At 63.4% G+C, this 24279-nt stretch carries 29 protein-coding genes and 2 pseudogenes; 11 read left to right on the forward strand and 20 right to left on the reverse strand.

What is annotated here, in order from left to right:
* Positions 1-79 precede the first annotated feature (79 nt).
* The 3 genes from ppsA to FFS21_RS09670 all read left to right on the forward strand — a co-directional run bounded on the left by ppsA (position 80) and on the right by FFS21_RS09670 (position 4047).
* Positions 80-2464, forward strand: a complete 2385-nt coding sequence (gene ppsA, locus FFS21_RS09660) for a phosphoenolpyruvate synthase (protein ID WP_137924610.1) — start codon at positions 80-82, stop codon at positions 2462-2464.
* A gap of 172 nt (positions 2465-2636) precedes the next feature.
* The gene (locus FFS21_RS09665) at positions 2637-3062 is read left to right on the forward strand and encodes an NfeD family protein (RefSeq protein WP_137924611.1); all 426 of its coding nucleotides are present in this window, start codon (positions 2637-2639) and stop codon (positions 3060-3062) included.
* Positions 3063-3111: 49 nt separating this feature from the next.
* Positions 3112-4047: an SPFH domain-containing protein gene (locus tag FFS21_RS09670; RefSeq protein ID WP_137924612.1), complete on the forward strand. Its 936-nt coding sequence runs from the start codon at positions 3112-3114 to the stop codon at positions 4045-4047.
* 62 nt (positions 4048-4109) lie between these two features.
* Here the strand turns inward: FFS21_RS09670 and smpB are convergent.
* Positions 4110-4568: pseudogene (gene smpB, locus FFS21_RS09675) on the reverse strand (SsrA-binding protein SmpB); the annotation flags it as partial.
* Between the two features lie 189 nt (positions 4569-4757).
* Between smpB and FFS21_RS09680 the strand changes: the two are divergent.
* Together FFS21_RS09680 and FFS21_RS09685 are read left to right on the forward strand one after the other, a co-directional pair.
* Positions 4758-5198 carry a type II toxin-antitoxin system RatA family toxin gene (locus tag FFS21_RS09680; protein WP_137924614.1) on the forward strand — a complete coding sequence of 147 codons (441 nt, stop codon included), beginning with the start codon at positions 4758-4760 and terminating at the stop codon, positions 5196-5198.
* Positions 5182-5541: an RnfH family protein gene (locus FFS21_RS09685; protein WP_137924615.1), complete on the forward strand. Its 360-nt coding sequence runs from the start codon at positions 5182-5184 to the stop codon at positions 5539-5541. The genes FFS21_RS09680 and FFS21_RS09685 overlap by 17 nt, the downstream gene beginning before the upstream one ends.
* 13 nt (positions 5542-5554) lie before the next feature.
* Here FFS21_RS09685 and FFS21_RS09690 read toward each other — a convergent pair whose 3' ends face one another.
* Positions 5555-6112, reverse strand: a complete 558-nt coding sequence (locus tag FFS21_RS09690) for a DUF4124 domain-containing protein (RefSeq protein ID WP_249359244.1) — start codon at positions 6110-6112, stop codon at positions 5555-5557.
* Between the two features lie 109 nt (positions 6113-6221).
* Entirely contained in the window at positions 6222-7181 is a 960-nt protein-coding gene (locus tag FFS21_RS09695) for a DMT family transporter (RefSeq protein WP_137924617.1), read from the reverse strand.
* A gap of 113 nt (positions 7182-7294) precedes the next feature.
* Here FFS21_RS09695 and guaB point away from each other — a divergent pair, with 113 nt between their 5' ends.
* The 4 genes from guaB (at position 7295) to FFS21_RS09715 (ending at position 12664) form a co-directional block, all read left to right on the forward strand.
* Positions 7295-8758: an IMP dehydrogenase gene (gene guaB / locus FFS21_RS09700; RefSeq protein ID WP_137924618.1), complete on the forward strand. Its 1464-nt coding sequence runs from the start codon at positions 7295-7297 to the stop codon at positions 8756-8758.
* 112 nt (positions 8759-8870) lie between these two features.
* Complete coding sequence (locus FFS21_RS09705; protein WP_137924619.1) at positions 8871-9572, forward strand: hypothetical protein; 702 nt, start codon at positions 8871-8873, stop codon at positions 9570-9572.
* The gene (gene guaA, locus FFS21_RS09710; protein WP_137924620.1) at positions 9547-11166 is read left to right on the forward strand and encodes a glutamine-hydrolyzing GMP synthase; all 1620 of its coding nucleotides are present in this window, start codon (positions 9547-9549) and stop codon (positions 11164-11166) included. The genes FFS21_RS09705 and guaA overlap by 26 nt, the downstream gene beginning before the upstream one ends.
* A 298-nt stretch (positions 11167-11464) precedes the next feature.
* Entirely contained in the window at positions 11465-12664 is a 1200-nt protein-coding gene (locus FFS21_RS09715; RefSeq protein ID WP_137924621.1) for a tyrosine-type recombinase/integrase, read from the forward strand.
* Here FFS21_RS09715 and FFS21_RS09720 read toward each other — a convergent pair.
* The 17 genes and pseudogenes from FFS21_RS09720 to FFS21_RS09800 all read right to left on the reverse strand — a co-directional run.
* Positions 12643-12888 (reverse strand): annotated as a pseudogene (locus FFS21_RS09720) (helix-turn-helix transcriptional regulator); the annotation flags it as partial. The gene FFS21_RS09715 and the pseudogene FFS21_RS09720 sit on opposite strands and share 22 nt — an antisense overlap.
* Positions 12889-12892: 4 nt before the next feature.
* The gene (locus tag FFS21_RS09725) at positions 12893-13186 is read right to left on the reverse strand and encodes a DUF3310 domain-containing protein (protein WP_249359247.1); all 294 of its coding nucleotides are present in this window, start codon (positions 13184-13186) and stop codon (positions 12893-12895) included.
* Between the two features lie 170 nt (positions 13187-13356).
* On the reverse strand, positions 13357-14796 hold the full coding sequence (locus FFS21_RS09730) for an SNF2-related protein (RefSeq protein ID WP_137924623.1): 1440 nt from the start codon (positions 14794-14796) through the stop codon (positions 13357-13359).
* Positions 14793-15110: a hypothetical protein gene (locus FFS21_RS09735; RefSeq protein WP_137924624.1), complete on the reverse strand. Its 318-nt coding sequence runs from the start codon at positions 15108-15110 to the stop codon at positions 14793-14795. The genes FFS21_RS09730 and FFS21_RS09735 overlap by 4 nt, the downstream gene beginning before the upstream one ends.
* 201 nt (positions 15111-15311) lie before the next feature.
* Positions 15312-15590: a PDDEXK family nuclease gene (locus FFS21_RS09740; protein ID WP_137924625.1), complete on the reverse strand. Its 279-nt coding sequence runs from the start codon at positions 15588-15590 to the stop codon at positions 15312-15314.
* Positions 15591-15600: 10 nt separating this feature from the next.
* Positions 15601-15855, reverse strand: coding sequence for a hypothetical protein (locus FFS21_RS09745; protein ID WP_137924626.1), 255 nt, complete (start codon positions 15853-15855; stop codon positions 15601-15603).
* 323 nt (positions 15856-16178) lie between these two features.
* The gene (locus FFS21_RS09750; RefSeq protein ID WP_249359250.1) at positions 16179-18392 is read right to left on the reverse strand and encodes a DNA polymerase family A protein; all 2214 of its coding nucleotides are present in this window, start codon (positions 18390-18392) and stop codon (positions 16179-16181) included.
* Positions 18365-18874 (reverse strand): DUF1643 domain-containing protein, encoded by a 510-nt coding sequence (locus tag FFS21_RS09755; RefSeq protein WP_137924627.1) that lies wholly within the window; start codon positions 18872-18874, stop codon positions 18365-18367. Before FFS21_RS09755 ends, FFS21_RS09750 begins: the two co-directional genes overlap by 28 nt.
* Positions 18871-19239 (reverse strand): HNH endonuclease family protein, encoded by a 369-nt coding sequence (locus tag FFS21_RS09760; RefSeq protein WP_137924628.1) that lies wholly within the window; start codon positions 19237-19239, stop codon positions 18871-18873. Before FFS21_RS09760 ends, FFS21_RS09755 begins: the two co-directional genes overlap by 4 nt.
* Positions 19240-19584: 345 nt before the next feature.
* The gene (locus FFS21_RS09765) at positions 19585-20148 is read right to left on the reverse strand and encodes an ssDNA-binding protein (protein WP_137924629.1); all 564 of its coding nucleotides are present in this window, start codon (positions 20146-20148) and stop codon (positions 19585-19587) included.
* A complete protein-coding gene (locus FFS21_RS09770; protein WP_137924630.1) occupies positions 20145-20339 on the reverse strand; it encodes a hypothetical protein in 195 nt (64 codons plus the stop codon). Before FFS21_RS09770 ends, FFS21_RS09765 begins: the two co-directional genes overlap by 4 nt.
* Positions 20336-20518 carry a hypothetical protein gene (locus FFS21_RS09775; RefSeq protein ID WP_137924631.1) on the reverse strand — a complete coding sequence of 61 codons (183 nt, stop codon included), beginning with the start codon at positions 20516-20518 and terminating at the stop codon, positions 20336-20338. Before FFS21_RS09775 ends, FFS21_RS09770 begins: the two co-directional genes overlap by 4 nt.
* A complete protein-coding gene (locus tag FFS21_RS09780; RefSeq protein WP_137924632.1) occupies positions 20515-21813 on the reverse strand; it encodes a DUF2800 domain-containing protein in 1299 nt (432 codons plus the stop codon). The genes FFS21_RS09775 and FFS21_RS09780 overlap by 4 nt, the downstream gene beginning before the upstream one ends.
* A 2-nt stretch (positions 21814-21815) precedes the next feature.
* Positions 21816-22214 (reverse strand): hypothetical protein, encoded by a 399-nt coding sequence (locus FFS21_RS09785; protein ID WP_137924633.1) that lies wholly within the window; start codon positions 22212-22214, stop codon positions 21816-21818.
* Positions 22215-22454: a hypothetical protein gene (locus FFS21_RS09790; protein WP_137924634.1), complete on the reverse strand. Its 240-nt coding sequence runs from the start codon at positions 22452-22454 to the stop codon at positions 22215-22217. It abuts the gene before it with no gap.
* Positions 22451-22954: a hypothetical protein gene (locus FFS21_RS09795; RefSeq protein ID WP_137924635.1), complete on the reverse strand. Its 504-nt coding sequence runs from the start codon at positions 22952-22954 to the stop codon at positions 22451-22453. Before FFS21_RS09795 ends, FFS21_RS09790 begins: the two co-directional genes overlap by 4 nt.
* Before the next feature lie 168 nt (positions 22955-23122).
* Complete coding sequence (locus tag FFS21_RS09800) at positions 23123-23629, reverse strand: hypothetical protein (protein WP_137924636.1); 507 nt, start codon at positions 23627-23629, stop codon at positions 23123-23125.
* 140 nt (positions 23630-23769) lie between these two features.
* Between FFS21_RS09800 and FFS21_RS09805 the strand changes: the two genes are divergently transcribed.
* Entirely contained in the window at positions 23770-24021 is a 252-nt protein-coding gene (locus tag FFS21_RS09805) for a hypothetical protein (RefSeq protein WP_137924637.1), read from the forward strand.
* 3 nt (positions 24022-24024) lie between these two features.
* Positions 24025-24273 carry a hypothetical protein gene (locus tag FFS21_RS09810; protein WP_137924638.1) on the forward strand — a complete coding sequence of 83 codons (249 nt, stop codon included), beginning with the start codon at positions 24025-24027 and terminating at the stop codon, positions 24271-24273.
* The last annotated feature ends 6 nt before the right edge of the window (positions 24274-24279 follow it).

Below are 24279 nucleotides of genomic sequence, written 5' to 3' on the forward strand. Positions count from 1 at the left end.
CCAAGCGATCCGCCGGGGACAGAACATCAACAACATACCGGTCGGTGCAAAAGATTTCTTACTTTGTTTTGAGGCTTTTATGACCAACCAGGTAGATAACGGCGCCTACGTGCTGCCGTTTGAAGAACTGCGCATGCAGGATGTCGAGATCGTCGGCGGCAAGAATTCGTCGCTCGGCGAAATGATCTCGCAACTCGCCAACGCCGGCGTACGCGTACCCGGCGGCTTCGCGACCACGTCCCTGGCCTTTCGCGATTTTCTCGAACACAACAATCTCACCGCGCGTATCTCGGAACGTCTGAAGACGCTTGACGTCGATGACGTCAAGGCGCTGGCCGAAGCTGGCGCGGAAATCCGCGGCTGGGTGGCATCTGCACCGTTCCAGCCCCGTCTCGACGCCGAGATCCGCGAGCACTACGCGCGCGTATCGGCGCGCGAAGGTGCCGAGGCGTCGTTCGCCGTGCGCTCGTCGGCCACGGCCGAAGACCTGCCCGACGCATCGTTTGCCGGTCAGCAGGAGTCGTACCTGAACGTCAGCGGTATCGATGACGTGCTGGACAAGGTCAGGCACGTATTTGCGTCGCTGTACAACGACCGTGCGATCTCCTACCGCGTGCACAAGGGCTTTGCCCACGACGTCGTGGCGCTGTCGGCCGGTATCCAGCGCATGGTCCGCTCGGATCTGGCCGCCTCGGGCGTGATGTTCACGATCGACACCGAATCCGGTTTCCCGGACGTGGTCTTTATCACGTCGAGCTACGGCCTGGGTGAAACGGTGGTGCAGGGCGCCGTGAATCCGGACGAGTTCTATGTCTTCAAGCCGACCTTGCAAGCCGGCCACTACCCGATCATCCGCCGCTCGATTGGCTCGAAGCTGATCAAGATGGAGTTCACGAAGCCCGGCGAAGCTGGCCGCGTGAAGACCGTGGACGTACCGCCCGAACTGCGCAACCGCTACTCGATCACCGACGAAGATGTCAGCGAGCTGGCGCGCTACGCGATGACCATCGAGAAGCACTATGGCCGCCCGATGGACATCGAGTGGGGCAAGGACGGCAAGGATGGCAAGATCTACATCCTGCAGGCGCGTCCGGAAACGGTGAAGAGCCAATCGGCTGGCAAGGCCGAGCAACGCTTCAAGCTCAAGGGCACGTCCGCCGTGCTGACGAGCGGTCGCGCGATTGGCCAGAAGATCGGCACGGGTCCGGTGCGCGTCATCAACGACCCGTCCGAAATGGAACGCGTGCAGCCGGGCGACGTGCTGGTGGCCGACATGACCGACCCGAATTGGGAACCGGTGATGAAGCGCGCTGCGGCAATCGTCACGAACCGTGGCGGCCGTACGTGCCATGCCGCGATCATCGCGCGTGAACTGGGCGTTCCGGCCGTGGTGGGTTGCGGCGACGCGACCGATCTGCTGAAGGACGGCACCCTCGTGACCGTTTCCTGCGCAGAAGGCGACGAAGGCCGGATCTACGATGGTCTGCTCGAAACCGAGGTGACCGAGGTCCAGCGCGGCGAGATGCCGCAAATCGCGACCAAGATCATGATGAACGTCGGCAACCCGCAGTTGGCCTTCGATTTCGCACAGATCCCGAACGAAGGTGTGGGCCTGGCCCGCCTGGAATTCATCATCAACAACAACATCGGCGTCCATCCGAAGGCGATCCTCGACTATCCGCAAGTCGATGCCGACCTGAAGAAGGCCGTGGAGTCGGTGGCACGTGGCCACGCGAGTCCGCGCGCGTTCTACGTCGACAAGCTGGCCGAAGGCATGGCCACGATCGGCGCAGCGTTTTATCCGAAGCCTGTGATCGTGCGTCTGTCGGACTTCAAGTCGAACGAGTACAAGAAGCTGATCGGTGGGTCGCGCTACGAACCGGATGAAGAGAACCCGATGTTGGGTTTCCGTGGCGCGTCGCGTTACATCTCGGAAGACTTCGCGGAAGCGTTCGAGATGGAATGCAAGGCCATGAAGCGCGTGCGCGACGAAATGGGTCTGACCAACGTCGAGATCATGGTGCCGTTCGTGCGCACGCTGGGCCAGGCCGAGCGCGTGATCAACCTGCTCGCCAAGCACGGTCTCAAGCGCGGCGAGAACGGCCTGCGTATCATCATGATGTGCGAGGTGCCGTCGAACGCGATTCTTGCCGAGGAATTCCTGCAGTTCTTCGATGGTTTCTCGATTGGCTCGAACGACCTGACGCAGCTCACGCTGGGCCTGGACCGCGACTCGGGCATGGAATTGCTGGCCAAGGATTTCGACGAACGCGATCCGGCCGTGCGCTTCATGCTGCAACGCGCCATCTCCACGGCGCTGCGCCTGGACAAGTATGTCGGTATTTGCGGTCAGGGTCCTTCGGATCACCCGGACTTCGCGGCATGGCTGGCCCAGGAAGGCATCAAGTCCATCTCGCTGAATCCTGATTCTGTGGTCGAAACCTGGAAGCAGCTGGCTTCGTGAGGCATTACACGTCACAATAGCGACATGACAACAAATTGGCGCCGGTCCTGAACCGGCGTCGTGCGGCACCGGCCCTGCGGCAGGTGTTCCTACTGCCCCCGCAGACGCCGAAGGCGTTTGGCGGGGGTTTTTGTTTTTCGGGTTGGCGTTTTGTGAAATGGAAAGGAGCGGGATGACGCCGTATTACGTTTGGTTTGCTGCTGCGGTGATTCTGATCATCGCGGAAATGGCCACAGGCACGTTCTATCTGCTGATGATTGCTTCCGGAGTTGTGGCAGGGGGTGTTGCTGCCATGTTGGGCCTGGACGTGCCACTGCAGACCGTAGTGGCTGCCGTCGTTGCGGTCATTGCGATAGCGGCGCTGCGACGTACGCGCTATGGCCGCTTGCGGCGCAGGGAGCCGGGCACCGATCCAAACGTCAACCTGGATATTGGGCAGGAACTGGATGTAGGCGCCTGGGATGGCTTCGGTCGAGCCCGGGTGCCATACCGCGGCGCTGACTGGACCGTGGAACTGGCGCCGGGGAGTGTTCCGACGCCGGGACGATATCGGATCGTGGAAGTACGGGGCACTACGTTGATCGTGTCGCCACGGTAGATCTCACGGCCATGGGTGCCGGCTTTTTTCTTTGACGGGAGTTTTGTTGATGTCTGCTTTCCAGCTTGGCCTTTTTCCGCTGATTCTGCTTGTTGGTGCGATCGTGCTGATCGCAAAATCCATCAAGATCGTGCCGCAGCAGCACGCTTGGGTACTGGAACGACTGGGCCGTTACCATGCGACCCTGACGCCGGGCCTGTCGATCGTGGTGCCTTTTGTCGATCGCGTTGCCTACAAACACATCCTCAAGGAAATCCCGCTCGATGTGCCGAGCCAGGTGTGTATCACCAAGGACAACACGCAGTTGCAAGTCGACGGGGTCTTGTACTTCCAGGTGACGGACCCGATGAAGGCGTCGTACGGTTCCAGCAACTTTGTGGTGGCGATTACGCAGTTGTCGCAGACGACGCTGCGTTCCGTGATTGGCCGGCTGGAACTCGACAAGACGTTCGAAGAGCGCGATTTCATCAACCACAGCGTGGTCAATGCGCTCGATGAGGCTGCAGCAAACTGGGGGGTGAAGGTACTGCGGTACGAGATCAAGGATCTGACGCCGCCCAAGGAGATCCTGCATGCGATGCAGGCCCAGATCACGGCTGAACGCGAGAAGCGAGCGTTGATCGCAGCATCGGAAGGTAAGCGCCAGGAGCAGATCAACCTGGCGTCCGGTGCCCGAGAGGCAGCCATTCAGAAGTCCGAAGGGGAAAGGCAGGCTGCTATCAACCAGGCGCAGGGCGAGGCGAACGCCATTCTGGCAGTGGCGGAGGCCAATGCTCAGGCGATTGCAAAGATCGGCCATGCCATTCGGAGCGAAGGTGGGGTGGAGGCCATGAACCTGAAGGTGGCCGAGGAATATGTGGCAGCCTTCGCGAACCTCGCCAAGCAGGGCAATACGCTGATTGTTCCCGGTAACCTGGGCGATATGAGCAGCATGGTTGCGACCGCATTGCAGATCGTGAAGTCGCAGGGTGGGACGAAGATCTGAAGTCCTGTGCACCATAGAAAACGGAGGCCTTGGCCTCCGTTTTTTTTGCCGCAACTGCGGACCTACTCATTGGTGCCGCCCTTCATGATGCGGGCCTTTTCGCGTTCCCAGTCGCGATTCTTCTCGGTTTCGCGCTTGTCGAACTGTTTCTTGCCCTTGGCGAGGCCGATTTCGCACTTCACCCGGCCACGCGTGTAATGGAGATTCAGCGGGACAAGGGTGTAACCGCGTTGCTCCACCTTGCCGATCAGTTTCTTGATCTCTTCGGCCTTGAGTAGTAGCTTGCGCGTCCGGACGGGGTCGGGCGTGACGTGGGTGGAGGCGCTCTGCAGCGGGCTGATGTGGGCGCCAATCAGGAACATTTCGGCGTCGCGGACTACGACGTAACCTTCCTTGATCTGGACGCGGTTTGCGCGGATTGCCTTGACCTCCCAGCCTTCCAGCACGATCCCGGCCTCATAGCGCTCTTCGATGAAGTAGTCGAAAAAGGCTTTCTTGTTGTCAGCGATCGTCATGCGGGTGGTGGAATCCTTTGCGGGCCGCCTGGTCTGTCAGGTGGCCGGTTATCTGGTGTGTGGCCGGTTGTCGAACCAGCGGTGTGGTGCGCAGGCCAAGCCGGGCGTGCCGTGTTGGCGGCTGTCGGCTAAAATCGGGATTCTAGCAAACCACCCGGCCCCAGCCCAGTTTCGCGGGGCCTGCGATCCGAATACATGGCAGACGTCCATAAATCCGTACTGCTCGGTTTCTCCGCCGAACAGATGTACGACCTGGTCACGCGCGTGGAAGATTATCCAAAATTCCTGCCCTGGTGTGGCGGAGTGGAGGTCTTCGAACAGACCGAGACCTTGCTCGATGCCAAGATCAACATCCATTTCAGTGGCATCAAGCAGTATTTCCATACACGCAATACCCAGGAGCGGCCGACGCGTATCGATATGACGTTCGCAGACGGTCCTTTCAAGACCTTTAATGGCTGCTGGCGATTTACGCCCCTGCGAGCCGATGCCTGCAAGGTCGAGTTTCACCTTCACTATGAGTTTTCGAGCGTTCTGCTCGAAAAGATCATCGGGCCGGCCTTCAGCGTCATCGCCAATACCTTCGTCGATGCCTTCGTCAAGCGTGCCGAGGTAGTGTATGCCGACAAGTCCTGAGCCTGGCGGCACCGTACGTCTCTCGGTCTGCTACGCGCGGCCCGATACGGTATTCCTCGAATCCGTGGCGGTGCCCGCAGGCACTACGATCATGCAGGCCGTTCAGTCCAGCGGACTGATCGCCACGTGTCCGGAAGTGGATCCCACCACGATGCGCGTGGGCATTTTCGGCAAGCTCAAGACCATTGACACCCCGGTGCGCGAGGGAGATCGCGTCGAAGTCTATCGTGCCTTGACGGCTGATCCCAAGCAGGCGCGCCGCAAGCGTGTGCAGAAAACCCGTGCCACAGCCACTGGCATCCGGGAAGGCCAGAAATGGCTGCGCGGCGGGGCGGGCGACTGATGTTTCCGGGAGCCTAGCTCGTGCAGTGCTGGCTCAGCGATTCGTTCATCCGGGCGATTTCGGCGGAGCGCTCCTCGTCATTGAGTCGCTGTGGCGCACCGTCCGGACCGGATCGTGATACGCGGACGCCCTGGCTGAGGCCCGTCGCATAGTTGCGCATTTCCTGGCATTTCTCCTGACGTGCCAGATCCTGGCGTTCCTTCGTCGCAGCTTCCAAATCAGCCTTGATCCGCGCATCGCGACGCTCGCGGAACGCTTCGTCAGCGTCTCCCGATTTCTCGCCCTTGCTCTTGGTGCTCACGGACTGCATACGCGGCTCGCCGGGCTTCGCGGCTTTCGCTGCCGTTCTGCCATCGTTCTGGATCTCGGTGGCAGAGCCGTCGGCTTCGACCGGCCGGTAGGCCCCGGCAAAGCGCCCGGGCGCAGCCTTGATCGCGCTTGCCGGCACAGACAGCGGGGGCGGCACGTCGCTGTAGACGGTGCGCCCGTTGGCATCCGTCCATTGCCATTGCGAGATGGCGGTGCCCGGCACAAGCGCAGCGAGCGTTGCAGCAATCAGCGGATACAGCACGGATCGTTTCATGGCGAAGTCGTGAGCAGGTCAGGCAGGTTGCAAGAGTGATGGACATCATGCGCCGGTGGGGTTGACAGCGATGTGACCCGTGCGGCATTGCGCTAGTCTACTGAGCCTTGTCCGTCGCGTGCAAGCGGACCGACCATGCCACACCCACCATCAGCAAAGCGATGGCGGCGATTTCCAGTGGTCGCGGCCAGCGGTGATCGAACACAAAACCGTACGCCAGCGCGAAAAGCGTCTCGAATACGATCATCTGACCCGATAGCGTCAATGGCAATCTGCGGCTCGAGATGTTCCAGAGATTGTTGCCAATAAGCGACGCGCCAAGCGCAACGGCAGCGTTGACCGTCCAGAACCACTGCCATTCCCGACCGCTGCCGGGCGCTGTCAGATGGTCGGCGAAGGCCAGCCAGCCCACCACAGCCAGAATCAATGAGACAAGTCCGGTAGACAACCCATACAGCGCGGACCATTCATTTCCGCTGAACTGTGGATTGCGCTGCAAGTAGCGTGCGTTGTCCACGGCGTATAGCGTCCAGCAGATCAACGCCCCCGCCGCGCAGACAACGCCGGCCAGCTTCTGCCAGGCCGGACGGGCCAGCGCACCCGCCACGGCACCCTGCGCGCCGTCGCCGCCAGCGAAGAGGTCGATGTTGATGCAGGCGATGCCTGCGGCCACCACCAATAACGGAAGAGCCAGTCTGCCAAGCGGCACGGCGCCATGATCGCGCCGGCCCATGAGCGTGACCGAAATCGGCAGGATGCCGATGATCAGTGAAGTCGGGCCGACGCCTGCCAGTTGCACGCCAAACGCAAGCAGCACGTAGTAGAGAAGATTGCCCGTGAACGCCTGACGCAGCAGGGCGATGCAGTCGGCGCGCGTAAGCTTGCGGGCAATGCGACGCATCAGCGGTAGGGCGGCAACGCAGGCCACGATCCCGTAAGCGAGATAGCGGCCGATTGCCAATTCCCATGGAGAGAATGCGGGCAGCAGCTTGGGTGCAATGAAGACCATGCCCCAGAAGGCCCCGGCCAGGAGGCCGCACAATACGCCGATTCCCATGGTCTCCGATGCGCCGTTGAAAAAGGAGGCCGAGAATAGCAAACGCATTGCAGGAACGCATCAGCAAATCCTGCATTCCTGTATAATCTGCTTTTGCGCCTAGAGGATTCGCTATGCGTCTTGTCCAGAAAGCACTCACATTCGATGACGTGCTGCTCGTCCCGGCCTATTCGGCCGTCCTGCCCCGGGATGTTTCCCTCCGCACCCGACTGACCCGTTCGATCGAACTCAATATTCCGCTGCTGTCCGCCGCCATGGATACAGTGACGGAGGCTCGCCTCGCCATTGCCATGGCCCAGGCCGGCGGTATCGGTATCGTCCACAAGAACCTGAAGCCCGCTGACCAGGCTCGTGAAGTGGCGCGCGTGAAGCGCTACGAATCGGGTGTGCTGCGTGATCCGATCACCATTTCGCCCGACATGAAGGTGCGCGATGTGATCGCACTGTCGCAGCAGCATGGCATTTCGGGTTTCCCGGTGCTCGAGGGCAAGACCGTAGTCGGCATCATTACCAACCGCGACCTGCGCTTCGAGGAAGAACTCGACGCCCCGGTGCGCGCCAAGATGACCCCGCGCGAGAAACTCGTGACCGTGGCCGAAGGTGCACCGCTCGAGGAAGCCAAGCGTCTGATGAACCGCCACCGCCTGGAGCGTGTGCTGGTCGTCAACGGTGCATTCGAGCTGCGCGGCCTGATCACGGTGAAGGATATTCAGAAGGCCGTGGACAACCCGCTGGCCAGCAAGGATGCGCATGGCCAACTGCGCGTAGGCGCCGCAGTGGGCGTGGGTCCCGATAATGACGAACGCGTGGAACTGCTGGTCAAGGCCGGCGTCGATGTCATCGTCGTAGATACTGCGCACGGTCATAGCCAGGGTGTGCTGGATCGCGTGCGCTGGGTCAAGCAGAATTTCCCGCAAGTTGAAGTGGTCGGCGGCAATATCGCCACCGGTGCAGCCGCGCTGGCGCTGGTCGAGCATGGTGCAGATGGCGTAAAGGTCGGTATCGGCCCGGGGTCGATCTGCACCACGCGTATCGTGGCCGGTGTGGGCGTGCCGCAAATTACCGCCGTGTCGAACGTTGCCGAAGCGCTCAAGGGCACGGGCGTGCCGCTGATCGCCGACGGCGGTATCCGTTATTCGGGCGATGTGGCCAAGGCGCTCGCAGCCGGTGCACACACCGTGATGATGGGCGGCATGTTCTCGGGTACCGAGGAAGCGCCGGGCGAGGAGTTCCTGTTCCAGGGGCGCTCGTTCAAGAGCTACCGCGGCATGGGTTCGGTGGGTGCGATGAAGGATGGCGCGGCAGACCGCTACTTCCAGGAAGACAACACTGCGAACGTCGACAAGCTCGTGCCGGAAGGCATCGAGGGTCGCGTGGCCTACAAGGGTCCGGTGCAGGCGATCATCCACCAACTGACTGGTGGTATCCGCGCCTCGATGGGCTATTGCGGAGCCAGCTCGATTCCGAATTGGCACGAGAGCGCCGAGTTCGTCCAGATCACCGCCGCGGGCATGCGTGAGTCGCACGTCCACGATGTGCAGATCACCAAGGAAGCCCCGAACTACCGTATCGACTGACCTAGTCCCAAGCCCCTGGCCGGATATGCCGGCCCCGGGGCACCACGGCCGCGCTGGCTACGTCGATGTTGACGGGGCCACGCGGCCGCGCCGCAAGAAGGAGCGCCTGTTCATGAAGGTATTGCTGCGAGCCGTCCTGTTTTTTGACGCATTGCTCGACCTGCTGCTCGGCATGCTGTTGCTGATGTCGCCGTTCACCACGCTCTATGCCGCCTTGCAGTTGCCTGTGCCGGAGCCGGCGCTGTTTGGCCAGTTGCTGGGCGCTGCTACGATCGGCATGTCCTGGCTGCTGTTCTCGGCCGCAATCAACGGTCATCTGACGGTGCCGGTGGCGCGTACGGTGGGCTGGGTGAATCTGGTCAGCGCGATCCTTATTGCGGTCTGGACGCTGTTTCTGGACATGCCCGTACAGGGTGCGGGCAAGGTATGGCTGCTGACGATGGCCGCCATGCTGCTGTTTTTCGCCATCGTGCAGATCCCGGCTGCGAAGAAGGTACGGCTGCGTGAGCGGGAACTCGCCGAACAGGCAAGGGCGGCGCGCGAAGTGCGGCCCGCCGAGGTTTATTATCCGAACAACGCCACCGATGTCCGCGACGCCCGCGACGTGACTGACGTAAGCGACGTGACCGACGTGTACGACCGTGGCGCCCCGCGTCCGACACGCGCGGCCACGTCCCCCGCATCCCCCGAATACCGGCGCGAGCCGATCATCACACCGCCGCCCGGCTACGGTCCGGGCACCGAAGTGATGCCCGACGAAGATCCGGAAGCAACGCCAACTGCACATCATGCACGACAAAATCCTCATTCTTGATTTCGGTTCGCAAGTCACGCAGCTGATCGCGCGCCGCGTCCGCGAAGCGCATGTCTATTGCGAAATTCATCCCAACGACGTGACCGACGAGTTTGTCCGCGAATTCGCGCCAAAGGGCGTCATTCTGTCGGGTAGCCACGCCAGCACGTACGAAGACCATCAGCTGCGCGCACCGCAAGCCGTCTGGGATCTCGGCGTGCCCGTGCTGGGCATTTGCTACGGCATGCAGACCATGGCCGTGCAACTGGGCGGCAAGGTGGAGTGGAGCGATTCGCGCGAGTTCGGTTACGCCGAGGTGCGCGCCCATGGCCATACGAACCTGTTGAACGGGGTCGAGGACTTTGCCACGCCGGAAGGCCACGGCATGCTGAAGGTCTGGATGAGCCACGGTGACAAGGTGACGGCGTTGCCCGAGGGCTTCAAGCTGATGGCCTCGACGCCGAGCTGCCCGATTGCTGGCATGGCTGACGAGGCGCGCGGCTACTACGGCGTGCAGTTCCACCCGGAAGTCACGCACACCGTGAAGGGCCGCGAGATGATCGAGCGCTTCGTGCTCAAAGTCAGTGGCGCGAAGGCGGACTGGGTCATGCGCGATCACATCACGGAAGCTGTGCAGAAGATTCGCGAGCAGGTGGGTGACGAAGAGGTGATCCTGGGCCTGTCCGGTGGCGTGGATTCGTCGGTGGCCGCTGCGCTGATTCATCGCGCCATCGGCGATCAACTGACCTGCGTGTTCGTCGACCATGGCCTGCTGCGCCTGGACGAAGGCAAGATGGTGATGGACATGTTTGCCGGGCGCCTGCACGCCAAGGTGATTCACGTCGATGCCTCCGAGCAGTTCCTCGGTCATCTGACCGGCGTGACCGATCCCGAGCAGAAGCGCAAGATCATCGGCCGCGAGTTCGTGGAAGTTTTCCAGGCCGAGGCCAAGAAGCTGAGCAATGCCAAGTGGCTGGCGCAGGGCACGATCTACCCGGACGTGGTGGAATCGGGCGGCACCAAGACCAAGAAGGCCACCACGATCAAGAGCCACCACAACGTGGGTGGCCTGCCGGAAACGCTGGGCCTGAAGCTGCTGGAGCCGTTGCGCGACCTGTTCAAGGACGAAGTCCGCGAACTTGGCGTGGCATTGGGCCTGCCGCCCGAGATGGTCTACCGCCATCCGTTCCCGGGTCCGGGCCTGGGCGTGCGTATCCTCGGTGAAGTCAAGCGCGACTATGCCGACCTTCTGCGTCGTGCCGATGCCATCTTCATCGAGGAACTGCGCAAGACCATCGCCACGGAACAGGACGCCGCCGCGGGCATGTGCGAGCCGAACCAGGTAGGCAAGAGCTGGTATGACCTGACCAGCCAGGCTTTCGCGGTGTTCCTGCCGGTGAAGTCAGTTGGCGTGATGGGGGATGGCCGCACGTACGACTACGTGGTGGCCCTGCGCGCCGTGCAGACCACTGACTTCATGACCGCCCACTGGGCACACCTGCCGTACGCGCTGCTGGGCCGTTGCTCGAATCGCATCATCAACGAGGTGCGTGGCCTGAATCGCGTGGTGTACGACGTATCGGGCAAGCCGCCTGCGACGATCGAGTGGGAGTGATTGAACATCCTCCGCTGGCTATTGTAGTCTATCGAGAATGATCCCGAAACCCGCGCACTGTCGCGGGTTTTGTGTTTTTGGCTATCGATGACTATCGACTGAAACCGGACTCTGGCGCCGGTATCCTTGACGGTATATGCTTCGGGCTGCGCGTTCCGTCAACCGGATACCGTCAGCGGCAAGGCCCGAGCGTGACGGTATCGGCAAAGCGGAATCCCAATATCTATAAGGCTCTCCGGGCGATTTCGCGGTACCGCCAGCGTGACGGTATCGGCGGCCCGGTTCTGACGGATTGACGATGCTGACCGACACAAAGCTCAAGAACCTGCGTGGCGCGGACAAGCTGTACAAGGTGGCCGACCGGGACGGCCTGTATGTGGCGGTGACCCCTACGGGAGTGGTGAGCTTCCGGCTCGACTATCGGCTGAACGGGCGCCGCGAGACGCTGACCATCGGCAAGTACGGGCCGGCCGGCATCGGCCTGGCCGAGGCGCGCGAGAAGTGCCTGGCCGCCAAGAAGCAGATTGCCGAGGGGAAGTCGCCTGCGCAGGAAAAGCAGCGGGCGCGCTCGCAGGTGCGCGAGGCCAAGACGTTCGGGGAGTGGGCGAAGCGCTGGCTCAAGGACCACAAGATGGCTGAGAGCACCCGGGACATGCGCGAGAGCGTGCTGAACCGCGACGCGCTGCCGCTATGGGGCAACCGGCTCATGACCGAGATCTCGCCCGAGGACCTGCGCAAGCAGTGCGACAAGATCATCGACGAGCGTGGTGCCCCTGCAACAGCGGTCCACGTCCGTGAGATCGTGAACCAGGTCTACCGCTACGCGCTCGGTAAGGGGCTCAAGGCGACCAATCCGGCAGCGGAGGTGCGGGCGTCGACCATCGCCACGTTTAAGCCGAAGGACCGAGCTCTGTCACCCGAGGAGATCGGGGTGTTCCTCAAGCAGCTCGAGCACGTCGGCACGCTGCCCACGATCAAGCTGGCGCTGCGCCTGCTCCTGCTGACGATGTTGCGCAAGGGCGAACTGCAGGCCGCGACGTGGGAGGAGGTGGATTTCCGCAATGCGGTCTGGACCGTGCCGGCCGAACGCATGAAGGGGCGCCGCCCGCACAACGTCTACCTGTCGCAGCAGGCGCTCGATATTCTGGTGGCGCTCAAGACGTGCGCCGGGTCGTCACCCTACCTGTTGTCGAACCGCTACGACACGGACAAGCCGATGTCGAAGGCGACGCTAAACCGGTCGATCACGGTAACGGTGGAACTGGCTCAGTCGAAGGGGCTGGGGCTCGAGCACTTCGGGCCGCATGACATGCGGCGCACGGCGTCGACGATCCTGCACGAGGCGGGGTTCAACACCGACTGGATCGAGAAGTGCCTGGCCCACGAGCAGCGCGGGGTGCGCGCGGTCTACAACAAGGCGGAATACGCCGAGCAGCGCCGCGACATGCTTCAGCAGTGGGCTGATATGGTGGATGACTACGTGGCCGCGACGGTCTGAACCGGGCGCGTGCGGCGCTGCCGCACGTCCGGGCCGGGCGCCGGCTGCAGGCTGGCCTGCTTGCGCGCCTGGATCCATGCCTCGACCTCGGCCAGGTCCCACACCACGCAGCGCGCGGTCAGGTTGAACCGCTTCGGGAATTCGCCGCGGCGCTCCATCTCGTAGATGGTGGAGTCGGCCAGCGGCACGATCTTGCGCAGCTCGTCACGGCGGATTGTGCGTTGCATGTCAGGCTCCTTGTTCCCGCTTCGCGATCTCGCGCTCGAGGTACCACCGGGCTTTCTTCAGGTCCTCGATTGCGTCGTGTTTCAGATCGGCGCGCCAGATGTATTTGAAGGCGTTGCCAAGGTTGAACCCCATGTGTTCGGTGACCTGAATGCACTCGATGCCGCTCGGATGGCTGGTGTAGTGCTTGGGGTGATGGACGGGGTCGTCCACCGGGTTGGCCGGTGTAGCGGCGACTTCGGCCAGCATCGGGAGCCCGGCCTCGTCGCATGGCGGTGTAGTGATGATGGAGCTCAAGCGCCTTGCCATCCGTACCTGTAGCTCATCAGATGGCGACGTCACAGGTGGGTACGTGACGCCGGCGACGGCAGGGACGTCCTTGGAGTGCAGACCGACGCTGCCACCGCACTGGGAGCACCACATGTCCTTGGCATCCCACCTCCACACCGGGTTGTCGCAATGGCAGCTCATTTGTACCCCTTTCGTTTCATGGCCTCGAGGAGCAGGTCCTGCACCTCGCGCTTGGTTTCGATCCGCGCCATGACCAATTCGTCGATGGTGTCGCGGGCAATCAGGTAGTGGATGAACACCGGCCGGTCGTACCCGGCCTGCATCTGGCGCGTCGGGCCGATCCGCTCGATGATCTGCAGGTGCTCCTCGAGGTTCCAGTTCAGGCTGAAAAACACCAGGATGTTGCCGCCGTCCTGCAGGCTCAGGCCGTGGCCGGCGCTGGCAGGGTGGGCAAACAGCACGGGGATCTTGCCAGCGTTCCAGTCGCGGATCGTCTGCGGGTCCTTGTCCAGGTGGCGCCCCTTGGGGAACGCCTTCTGCAGCCGCGCCAGATCCGACCGGAAGTGGTAGGCCACCAGCACCGGCATGCCGGCCGCTTCCTCGATCACGGACTCGAGCGCCTGCAGCTTGGCGTCGTGGACGTCGACCCACTGCTCGGCGTCCTCGCCCACGTAGGCCGCGCCGTTGGCCAGCTGCAGGCACTTCATCGTCTTGGCCGCCGCGTTGAACGCCTCGACCTCGTGCTCGCCGATCTGCATGAACATCTTCCGTTCCATGTCCTGGTAGAGCCCGCGCGCCTTGGTGGGCAGGTCTACCCGGATCGGGTTCTTGATGGGCTCGCGCAGGTCGAACCAGTCGCGCGCGTCCAGCGACATGCACAGGTCCTGCATGCGGCTCTCGATCTCGGCCTGGGCGTGGTCGTACGGCTCGATGCCATACCCCTTATCCTTGCTCCTGAACCACCGCTGGCTGAACGCCTTGAACGTCCGGCCAAGCCGCGCGCCCTGGTCGAGAAACCACGCCTGGCCCCACAGGTCCTGCAGCCCGTTGGGCGAGGGGGTGCCCGTCAGTTCGATAAAGCGATGGGCGTGGGTGAACGCCACGCGGGCCAGCACGCGGGACCGCTGGGCGCCAGCCCCGCGCACGAACTCCGTGCCCGTCTTGCTGGTCTGCTGGCTACCGCGCCAGCCCTTGAGCTTGGTGGACTCGTCGCTCACGATCCGGCGGAACGGCCACGGCATGCGTTCGCGCTTGAGCGTTTCCTCGAGCCAGGGCAGGTTCTCGTAGTTGATCGTGAAGATGCTGGCCGACTGCAGGTAGGCGCGGGCCAGCGCCCGGGCGCGTGCCTTGGCGTCGCCGATGATGGGCACCACGTCGACGTTGCGCAGGTGCGCCCACTTCCTCGCCTCGTCCGGCCAAGTGGACTGGGCCACGCGCAGCGGCGCGCAGACCAACGTCGGGCCGGGCTCGACGAGCTCGAGGATATCCAGGGCGTTGAGCGTGGACACCGTCTTGCCCATGCCCATGCCCGCCCAGACGCCGCAACGCTGCGTATCGAGAATGTGATTCTCGATCAGCTTACCGTAGGGGCGGGCGGTGAAGTGCTGGCGGGTCATTGGTGCGCGATCCTGTCCAGCAGCGCCTCGGTTTCCCGTTGCGCCTCGATCTCGATGGAGGCATCCACCAGATCGATATCGTCGGGCGCAGCTGTGCGGAAGACCGTGACGCCGAGGGAGCGCTCGAGGTGTTCGTTCAGGTAATGCCACGCGGCGATAGTGATGTCGGTGTGGTATTTCTGGAACGCGTCCTCGCCCGGGGCGAGCGGGCGGCCGCGCAGGTCGAATGCCCAGCCCGTGATCGTGACGTGATCCGCATCCGCAAACACGAACGACCCCGGCTTGGCGACGAAGACAGGCGGGTATTCGTGCATCACCCGCGCCCCGCCAGACGAACGCCCCACGGGCAATGCGAGGCGCGATGGTTCGCGCCGCCACAGATGGTGCAGTAGAGGGGATGGTTCATCGCTGGTCCTCCTCGTCGATGATCCGTTCGAATCGTTTCTGTGCGGCGACCGCCCCGACCACGATGGCGGCCAGGCCGAGCAGGAACGCCACGGCGAACAGGGCTTGGGTCACGGTTGTGCTCCTGCGATGAAAGTCTCGACACCCTCGATGCTGTCGAGGACGAGAACGGGGAAGCCCAGCGCCCACAGGCGGGCGTGCTCCCGCGCCTGGGCTTCCGTGGGGGTCTGGCCGGTGGCCTTGCACTCGATAAACGTGGTGCGACCACCGGGCAGCAGCACGAGTCGATCGGGCACCGACCGGCGCTGCGGGCTGGTGAACTTGTAGGCCGTGCCGCCAATTTCCTTCACGCGCTTGACCAGATGGGCCTCGATCTTCGACTCGAGCATGGCCGGCTCCTTAGCGGTGACGGCGCAGGGCGCGCTGCTGGCGGCGCACGGCGTCAAACGCCTTGCGCGCGCCGGTGGTGCCTTCGGCTTCGGTGGCGCGCGCCGCGAGGGCGCAGACCAGCTTGACCGCCTGTTCTGCCCGCGCTGCCTCGGGCAACTTCTGGATGTCCGCCGCGGCGGCCACAACGCAATGCAAGTCTTCGACCTGATCCACTGCCTTTCCCAGCGTGCTGAGTACGTCAGCTGACAACCCCTCGATATTCATTTCCCTGTACCTCCTTTGGTGTGCGAGTGACTTTAGCAAAAGCGCAAATGTGGCGTCAACAGGTATTAGCATTTCTATCTTTTTGCCGTCCCTCGACAAATGACGCATTGCACACTATATGACCTCACATCACATCGTATGCGACGCTTTGATTACGTATTACGGAAATCAAAGCGCACAAAGCCGCTATAAAGCGATTGCTACAACACGAACCAGCGCCAGCCATCCATTTTGAGTGCACTCAATGAGTGGTTAGCAACGATATCTTCGATGTGTTTAGCAACCACTGTTCCGATATCGGACCCAGTCAATCCGATATCGGGCTATTCCTTCCGATATCGGTACGATTCAAAGCCGGCCGCCGCCAGCGGCAGGCCCTGCGCCCACACGGGGTTGGTGCTCATGAGCTGCGCCAGGTGCTCGGCGTTGTATTCCGGCGAGTCCGGCGCCTCGGTAATGTCTTCGTCGTGGACGGTCAGCACGATTTCGTACCCCGACCGCTCGATGGTGGGCATGCTCGAGCCCAGCACGTCGCGCGACGCGGCCTGGGTCACGTTCTCGACCAGCTTCCCGCCGTAGGACTTGATCCGGCTCCACTTCCGGCTGTACTGGTTGACGCCCATGTACGAGAACTGGCCCTTGTCGTCGACCTGCGGCGCCGGGTAGCACAGATATCGGCCGGACGGTAGGCGGATGCGCAACCACGCACCGTCGCGGCGCACCTTGAGACGCCGGCAGGTGAAGGTCTTTCCCGGGTACCGGGTCGCGTCGACCACTGCCGTGCCGAGGTCTTTCCAGAATCCGGCGACCTCAGGGTGGGCGTAGCGCCAGCTGCGCTTGAACGACTCGCACACCAGCCAGGCGCGTTCGGACAGGCCGAACGTGCTACGACGCTTCTTGAGCGTCCACTCGTACATGCCCCGGGCCTCGTCCATGATCTCGGCCGGAATCGAGTCGAACGCCTTCTCGGCCATCTCCTCGAGGTCGATGTTGTACGCCGCGGCGAACGTCAGGAACGCCCCGACACCACCCTCGTAGCCGAGCGCCAGTTCCATCACCTTGCCGATCTGGCGCATGAACTTGTCGACATCCTCGGGCGCCACGCCGAACGCTTTGGCGTAGGCCAGCACATAGAGGTCGTGTCCCTTGCGGATCTCCTTGCCCTTGGCGTCGGTACCGATGATGGTGTCGTAGTCGCGGAACGCCTGCAGCTTCCACTCCTCGCCGGCCAGCCAGGCCAGCATGCGGCCCTCGATGTTCGACAAGTCGGCCACCACCAGCTTCTTGCCGGGCGGGGCCACGATGCACCCCCGGATGGCCGCGCTGGTCAGTTCCATCACGTTGTCCGCGATCAGGTCGGCCACGCCCAGTTTGAGCGCGTCGATACCCTGGTCGATCGCTTCCTGTAGTGCCTCGTCGCGCAGAGAGCCGATAGCGGGGCGGGGCAGGTTCTGCGGCTGGAACAGCCGGCCGGCCCAGCGCCCGGTGCGCGCGGCGCCGCAAAACTGCAGCGTGCCACGCAGCCGGCCGTCGCTGCTGGCGCCGCGCAGCAGGGTCTTGTACTTGCTGGTGCTGGTGGTGCTGGCCTGCAGGCGGATCGCCAGCAGTTCGCGCAGCGCCCACGGCAGGTTGGCGTCGTCGACACGCCGCTCGAGCGTGGACTTCTGCATGTCGGGCAGGTCGACGCCGAACTCGGCCAGCAGGTAGGCCAGCAGCTTGTCGCGCTTGCGGGCCGATTCGACCTCGCCGTCGGTCAGCTGCTGCGTCCGGTGGGCGAGATCCACCTGGGCGCGGTCCACCGCCGCCACCGCGGCCTCGGCGAGATCCAGGTCCATGGCCACGCCGCGCATGTTGATGGTCTGGTCCAGGTGCCACAGCGTCAGCTCGTCGCCCGCGTAGTTCCACATGGGCATCTTCTTGGACGCGGCACGCATCGACGTGATGTCCTTGCCGGCGTAGACGATGAACTCGTGCCACTCGGCCGGGTGCGTCTCCCGCGTGGCGCGGCCGCGTTTCAGGTTCTTGGCCGGCGGCTTGCAGAACAGCTGGATGAGTTCCTTGCCGCGCTTGTCCTTGGCGTCGGCCGCATCCACGGTCATCACTTCGCACAGCGCTGCCAGCGAGCCGGGCAGGGAATGGCAGTACGCCTGCACCATGGTGTCGCGGCGGCGGTTCTGCGGGACCATGCGCGCGAGCCAGGGCAGGGCGTGCGACGTCACCACCCAGTCGAACATGCCGGTGTTGTGGCCCCACCAGTGCACGTCCGGGTCGTCCGCTGCCTCGAGCACGGCCAGCGGCACGGCTTCGGGTTCCAGCGTCTCGACCAGCTCGGCGTCGTCGCCTACCAGGCGCCACACCTCGTTGGCCGTGCGGTCCCACACGAACACGTCACCATCCTCGAGCGCGTACGCGAACAGCATCACCTCGGCCGACTCGGCGTAGATGTGCGTGCCGTGTTTGAGCGGTACCGGGCTGTAGGTTTCCTTGTCCCACCAGAAACGAGGGTTGGTCACCAGGTCATCTCCACAGGGTCGCAAGAATAGGGGAGCATCAGCGGGTGCGCTGGTTCGCCACCGGCGTTGATGCGCAATGCTTGGCAAAACGCGGTGGCCTGAAAGCGCAGGAGGTCGAGCACGTCGGCGGCGCGAGGGGACCGGCGAGCGTTGGCGCCCCACGCGCAGATCACACTGCTGTTGGATTCGCTGGCGGTACGAGCAGCGGACAGGATGGTGGCGTCGTTGAGGGGTCCGATCGGGTCCTCGACGCGGGCCAGTTCCCGCGGATCGGTGGCACGCCAAGCGAACAAGTTCACCACGTCAATGCCGCCATATCCCAATCGCTTGGCGAAGCCGATGCACTTCCGAATGGTCGGATCGTCGGCGGCCGCATCTGCGGTGCTCGGGTTGAGCATCACCCAGCAGAGCGCGGGCTTTTCGTAGTCCCAGCGGCGCCACAACCGATAGCGGTACCGCTGGCAGTCGGACAGGATCGCGCCGCTGCCGTCGTCGAAATGGATCATGGTTCTTTCCTGAACGGGGTGAAGTGACGACCTTCCTTGACGCACTGGCGCACGTTGGATTTCTGCGTGCCGCCGGCGAGGTGCGCGGGGTTCACGCACACGGGGTTGTTGCAAAGATGCTTTGCGACCGATCTGGACGACAGGCGGCGCTGCTTGAACTCGATCAGCGAAATGCGGTGGGCGAGGGCGTTGCGGACCTTGCCCTTGCGGGGGCCGCTTTTCCAGCGCAGGCTGATCACCGGGTAGCCGGAGGAGTTGCGCTTGCCCATCCAGAGCCAGCACGGCGTGTCTTCGTAGAACGAGTCCACCGCCATCACGCTGTTGGCGACGATGCGGTGGCACAGATCGGGGTATTTGAAGGGCATGACAGTGCGCTCGGTGAAAGGCCAATTGCCGGGATTCCCGTGTCTTGAAGTCGCCGACGTCCCACGGTTTGTGCATGCACCAGGTGTGATTCACCTGCGAGGGCACCACGGTGCTAGCAATCCCGGCCGTATTTCCGCGCGGCCAATCGCAGATGGAAGACGGACGTCCCCTCTTTTGGGTGGGGGTGGGCGCTATCAGGGAGGCTATGGGATCTAGTTACTGCACTGCGCCTAGCTTGCGGCAGGCGTCTGACGTGGCTCGCTATCTCGATACTGGCCTGTGACGGGAGCGACCACCCCCACCAAAAAGGCCCGGCGCCTTGGCGCCGAGCAAACGGGGGTCATTCAGGCGAAGTCCTCGGCTTCCTCGACGCCGGTGCCCAGGTCTTCGAACTCGCTGCCGTCGCTGCGGCTGGCGCCGCCGAAGCTGTCACCGTCGCGGAAGAACTGCACGCCGATCAGGCCCGAGCGGATGCCGGTGTTCTGGCCGTCCTGGGCGTAGATGTCGACGCTGGCATTGACGTAGCAGCCGGCGTACGGCTTGCCGCTGCCCTCGGCCAGCGGGGCCTTGTTGCTGTCGAGCACGAGCACCGGGCCGTCGGCGTCCTTGCGGTGGCTGGCCAGGTACATCATTCCCGGGAAGCCGTCATAGTCGGCCTTCGTGTTGCCGTCCATGTACGCGCACTTGTTGCTGTTGCCGCGCACACCGGCCAGCACCGAGGCGGCCTTCTTGCCGAACTTGTCGGCGGCCACCTTCTCGATCGCGGCCTCGATCAGCTTGTGGTTTTCGCTGCCCGGCTCGACGAGGAACGTGGCGCTGCGACGGAACGGGCCAGCGCCCTGGTATTGCTTGGGGGTCCACAGGGCGTCGATGAAGGCGATGCGGACGTTCTTGAGGATGACTTTCATTGCTGTTGCTCCTGACGGAAATATTCGGGGTACTGCGTTTTCACGCGCTTGATCGCGGCATCGATCGCCACCTGTCGGGCGAACGAATCCTTGGGGTGAGACTTCGCAGCCGCCGCGAGCGCTGCGCTGGCCTCCGCTGGCAGGGTCGTAAGAGCGATGACCTTGCGCGGCTCGACGACGGCTGATTTCACGGTTTCTCCTTGAGGGCGGCGCCGAGGCCGACGCCCAGTACGGCGGGCACGGTCACCAAGGCGAGGATGGCGACGGGCATCCAGCCCGGCTTGCCGTCGGCGTTGGAAACCGCCAGGGCAAGCGCGAACCAGAAGCCGCTGTTGACGGCGATGAGTGCCGCATAGACGATGGCTTTCACGCCAGATCCTCCTCGGCCTGGCTGGCCGTCTGGTCCTCGAAGTCGTCGACCGGCGGCGTGATCACGATCGCGGGACGCGGGTCGCTGGCCGGGGCCACCGACTTGCCACCCTCGGACTGGCCAATGAGCGGCTGCAGCTTTGCCCACTGGCGCGGGCCCAGCGTGCCGGCCTTGACCAGCTTCTCGGCGGCGGGCGGCGTGATCAGCTTGAAGCTGTACATCTCGTCCACCTTGAGCCGCATGGCCTTGAGCGCGGTCTCGGCTTCGCCCTCGCTCGTCCAAGCACGCGCACCCTTGCGGCCCTGCACGAGCTTGTAGCCGGGCACATCGCGACCGTTCAGCAGCTCGACTTCGGTGGCGCCGCGCACGGCCTTGCACCACGACTCGATCAGGTCGATGACCTGCATGGCCTTGCCAAGCGCCTCGCCCGTCTTCGGGGTCAGCGCCTTGAGCGTCATGGCCTTCTGCTCGTCCGACTGGGCGAACGTGGCTAGGTTGTCGAAGTCGCTGCCGACCTCGACCTGCACGCGCTGCGCCAGCGCCGGACACGTGGCCTTGGCCTTGCAGAACTTGCACTGCTTCTCGCCGGGCACCAGGTCGCTGGGCGCGGGCGGTGTGTCGCTGTCCACGTACATGTAGGCGCGCTCGGCGGCCTGGTGGAGCTCGTCGCCGGCAGCGAGCAGGTCCGCGACAGAGCAATCCCACTCGTCCACGCTGTTCAGGCGCGGCTGGTGGATCGTCATGCGCACCCGCTCGAACTCGTTCACCAGCTCGAGCTCGCGCAGCGCGCCGAGCGCATAGAGCGCCATCTGCTTGTTGGGCTTGCGCGGGCTGTTGGCGTCCGCCGGGTCCACGGCATAGCTGGCGTAGACCGGCACGCCGCGGCCGAACTTCGCATCGATGATGTGGAGCTCATCCAGCCGGATCACGACCGCGTCCGAGGTGCCGAAGCACTCGGGCACCACGTGGCTGATATCGAAGCGCTGTTCGACCAGCAGCTCGGCGCCCTCGGACACCTGGCGGACGTAGTCCACATACTGCTGGACCGCCTCGGCCATGTCGCGATCACACTCGACCGTGCGGCAGTCGCCCACGTCGATGCGCCGGCCGAGATAGGCCAGGGCGTCGGTCTTCTCGGTCAGGCACATCGCGGCCACGGCGTGTGCGGCCGTGCCCCAGTCGCTGTGCTCGTTGCTGTTGTCGGGCTCGTCTGCCTCGAGGATCACCGAGCCGGGGCAGACGGACCAGCGGTCCGCCCCGGAGGGCGAGAGGCGAGCGTGGGAGGGCTCGGTCATGCTTACCCCTTCGCGCCCGAGAAAGCGTCGATGTGGGCCAGTGCGTCCTCGGCGTCGCTCAGCATGATCTTGTCGAGCACGCGATCACGTTCAGCGTGGACGCGTTCCGTGATCTTGCGATGCGCTGCTTCCCACGTGGCGATCGCTTTCTTCGCGACGGTCACGGCCTTGTCGTGGGCCGGGTACGTGTACGCGTCCTTGAGGTCCGTGTAGCTGTTCAGTTCACCCTGCGGGCGCAACTTGGCCTTGCCCGTGCGGATCTGGTCGCACTGTTCCGCGAACGAGATGCCAGGGAGAGCAGGCTTCGGGCCGATGTGCGGCACCGCCTCGGCGATGCGCTTCTCGGCGGCTTGATTCAGGCGCATGCAGGCATGCGCCAGTTGGGCTTTGGTGAGTCGCATTTAACGAGCCTCCTTGTTGGCCCAGCCTTTTTTCATGTTGCGGTACATGCCGCGCACGGTCTTCGGGTCGTTGACCAGGCTGGTGACGGTGATGGTCTGGATGCGGGGGGTGCCGTTCTGGTTCGTGCCAGCACGCACGTTCTTGGTGTGCTGCACGCCGGCCACGAGGCCCCTCGCCGGGGCGCCACCCATCAGGCGGCGGGCATGCTGGCGCATGCGCTTGGCGAGTTTCGCGTTCATGCCAGCGCTTCCTCGGGCTTCACCTTGCCGTCGAGCACCGCGTTGACGAACTCGAGGAACGCGGGCCACTGGTCTTCGTTCAGTTCCGTGGCCTTGGCCACGCCGAAGCGCGACAGGGTGGCGATGGTGGCGTCGCGGCCCTTGTCCTTGGACAGCAGCAGCACGCGCGGCTTGATGTCCTTTTCATAGTCCAGCGCCGGCGCGGGCTTGATTTCGTCGGAAGATTTCCCGGCTGTCTGTGCAGACGCTTGCGACGACGTCTCGGTCGAAGCCGTGCCGGCATCGTTTCCCGTGGTCGCCGGGGTGCTGGCCGTGGTGGTCTTCGATTCCTTCGACGCCTTGGTGATCGCTGCCTGCGTGGTGGCGGCCGCGTCGGCGGTGCCGTTGGCCAGCTGCTGGGCGATGGCCAGCGCCTCGGACAGGCTGTTGGCCTGGGTGTTGAACTCGACTTGACTGTCCGCGATGGCGCGGCGGACGAAAACGGCAACTACTGCGGACATATCGTTCTCCTGTATTTGCTAAAGGATTGCTGTGACGGCGTTAGCAATTTAGCAACTGACTTTAGCGGGTGTCAAGGAGAATTTTTAGCTTTTGCTAATGTCCAGACGTAAAAAAGCCGCCCGATGGGCGGCTTGAGGTGCTGCGATGGCGCAGAGCGCCAGGCGGAATTACTTCAGCAGGGTAGAAATCTTGCGGATGAAGGCTTCATCGACGCCGCCACGGAGCTGCGCGTTTTCAAACGCGAGATCGACAAGAGTGGCGAATTTGGCAGGTGCGGCAATGATTTTCGACTCTTCGAGCACAGCGCCGATGGCGTGCACGACATCGCTCATGAGCTTGCTGCTTGTCGGCGGGGTGCTCTCCTCGGCCGCCAGCTTCGCCTCGCCTGGGATACGTGCCCAACTGTTGTTTGGATCCAGTTCACCAAATACCGGGGTGCCGCCGTGCTCCTTGTCGAGCCAGCCGCGGTCGAGATTTAGCTTTTCTTCGATAGCGCGTGAACGCTTGTCTGTAAGCGGACGGTGCCCGCTTGCTAACTGGGATATGTAGCTGCCACTTTTGAACCCGAGCAGCCCCGCAATGCGTGTCGGGCCGCCGAACAGAGTGGTGACGCGCCTGAAATTCGCTCTACGAAGTTCCAGGAGAGCGTCTACGCCTTCGGTCTGTTTGGTCATGAGTCCGCGCTGTGATTAGTTTTGTCAGGGCGAACGGTAGCAAAAGCTAAAGATTAAAGCAACAGCTAAAATCAATTCTACCACACTATTTTTCATTATGCTAAAGTCCACGTTAGCAAATAACGGAAGGAGGTTAGCAAGTGGACGCAACAACCAACGAAAGCCCCGTACTGGGTGCTGTATTCGACACTCGTAGAGCAAATTTGCGACTGTTGGCCGACACTTATGGTGGCCCGTCGCTCCTGGCTGCTAAGTTGCAGCTCGCCCATCCGTCCTATCTCTCGCAGCTGATCGGGCCCAACCCGCAGCGCAACGTTAGCGAGCGCACCGCGCGCACGTACGAGGAACGGCTCGGCCTGCCGGCCGGTTGGCTCGACGTGGTTCGGGGGTAGGCCATGGAAGCATCCCAGGCACTCGAGATGCTGCGCCCGGTGCGCCTGTACCACTGGCGCGCCGTGATCCGCGCCCGGAACCACGCCAACGCCTGCCACCGGGAAGGCAAGCACGGCCCGGCCAAGAAGTACGAGGAACGTCTGGCCATCCACATGAAGCATGTCCAGGCTCTCAATTCGTTCTTTCCGGTTGGCGACACGGCCGACAACGACCTGCAGCGCGCTCGCGCCGAGGAGCAGGGTGCAGCCTGAGGATTC

It is taken from the genome of Cupriavidus sp. 2SB, from assembly GCF_005503625.1.
In the GTDB taxonomy this organism is placed as follows: Bacteria; Pseudomonadota; Gammaproteobacteria; order Burkholderiales; family Burkholderiaceae; genus Cupriavidus.

What these genes read in the sequence shown, in the direction of transcription:
- FFS21_RS09670 (WP_137924612.1), top strand. Translation starts at nt 3,112, where the DNA reads ATGTCTGCTTTCCAGCTTGGCCTTTTTCCGCTGATTCTGCTTGTTGGT.
- guaA (WP_137924620.1), top strand. Translation starts at nt 9,547, where the DNA reads ATGCACGACAAAATCCTCATTCTTGATTTCGGTTCGCAAGTCACGCAG.
- FFS21_RS09745 (WP_137924626.1), bottom strand. Translation starts at nt 15,855, where the DNA reads ATGAATATCGAGGGGTTGTCAGCTGACGTACTCAGCACGCTGGGAAAG.
- FFS21_RS09800 (WP_137924636.1), bottom strand. Translation starts at nt 23,629, where the DNA reads ATGACCAAACAGACCGAAGGCGTAGACGCTCTCCTGGAACTTCGTAGA.
- guaB (WP_137924618.1), top strand. Translation starts at nt 7,295, where the DNA reads ATGCGTCTTGTCCAGAAAGCACTCACATTCGATGACGTGCTGCTCGTC.
- FFS21_RS09755 (WP_137924627.1), bottom strand. Translation starts at nt 18,874, where the DNA reads ATGATCCATTTCGACGACGGCAGCGGCGCGATCCTGTCCGACTGCCAG.
- FFS21_RS09705 (WP_137924619.1), top strand. Translation starts at nt 8,871, where the DNA reads ATGAAGGTATTGCTGCGAGCCGTCCTGTTTTTTGACGCATTGCTCGAC.
- FFS21_RS09740 (WP_137924625.1), bottom strand. Translation starts at nt 15,590, where the DNA reads ATGCTCGAGTCGAAGATCGAGGCCCATCTGGTCAAGCGCGTGAAGGAA.
- FFS21_RS09665 (WP_137924611.1), top strand. Translation starts at nt 2,637, where the DNA reads ATGACGCCGTATTACGTTTGGTTTGCTGCTGCGGTGATTCTGATCATC.
- FFS21_RS09780 (WP_137924632.1), bottom strand. Translation starts at nt 21,813, where the DNA reads ATGACCGAGCCCTCCCACGCTCGCCTCTCGCCCTCCGGGGCGGACCGC.
- FFS21_RS09685 (WP_137924615.1), top strand. Translation starts at nt 5,182, where the DNA reads ATGCCGACAAGTCCTGAGCCTGGCGGCACCGTACGTCTCTCGGTCTGC.
- FFS21_RS09680 (WP_137924614.1), top strand. Translation starts at nt 4,758, where the DNA reads ATGGCAGACGTCCATAAATCCGTACTGCTCGGTTTCTCCGCCGAACAG.
- FFS21_RS09795 (WP_137924635.1), bottom strand. Translation starts at nt 22,954, where the DNA reads ATGTCCGCAGTAGTTGCCGTTTTCGTCCGCCGCGCCATCGCGGACAGT.
- FFS21_RS09760 (WP_137924628.1), bottom strand. Translation starts at nt 19,239, where the DNA reads ATGCCCTTCAAATACCCCGATCTGTGCCACCGCATCGTCGCCAACAGC.
- FFS21_RS09695 (WP_137924617.1), bottom strand. Translation starts at nt 7,181, where the DNA reads ATGGGAATCGGCGTATTGTGCGGCCTCCTGGCCGGGGCCTTCTGGGGC.
- FFS21_RS09785 (WP_137924633.1), bottom strand. Translation starts at nt 22,214, where the DNA reads ATGCGACTCACCAAAGCCCAACTGGCGCATGCCTGCATGCGCCTGAAT.
- FFS21_RS09730 (WP_137924623.1), bottom strand. Translation starts at nt 14,796, where the DNA reads ATGACCCGCCAGCACTTCACCGCCCGCCCCTACGGTAAGCTGATCGAG.
- FFS21_RS09715 (WP_137924621.1), top strand. Translation starts at nt 11,465, where the DNA reads ATGCTGACCGACACAAAGCTCAAGAACCTGCGTGGCGCGGACAAGCTG.
- ppsA (WP_137924610.1), top strand. Translation starts at nt 80, where the DNA reads ATGACCAACCAGGTAGATAACGGCGCCTACGTGCTGCCGTTTGAAGAA.
- FFS21_RS09735 (WP_137924624.1), bottom strand. Translation starts at nt 15,110, where the DNA reads ATGCACGAATACCCGCCTGTCTTCGTCGCCAAGCCGGGGTCGTTCGTG.
- FFS21_RS09765 (WP_137924629.1), bottom strand. Translation starts at nt 20,148, where the DNA reads ATGAAAGTCATCCTCAAGAACGTCCGCATCGCCTTCATCGACGCCCTG.
- FFS21_RS09790 (WP_137924634.1), bottom strand. Translation starts at nt 22,454, where the DNA reads ATGAACGCGAAACTCGCCAAGCGCATGCGCCAGCATGCCCGCCGCCTG.
- FFS21_RS09810 (WP_137924638.1), top strand. Translation starts at nt 24,025, where the DNA reads ATGGAAGCATCCCAGGCACTCGAGATGCTGCGCCCGGTGCGCCTGTAC.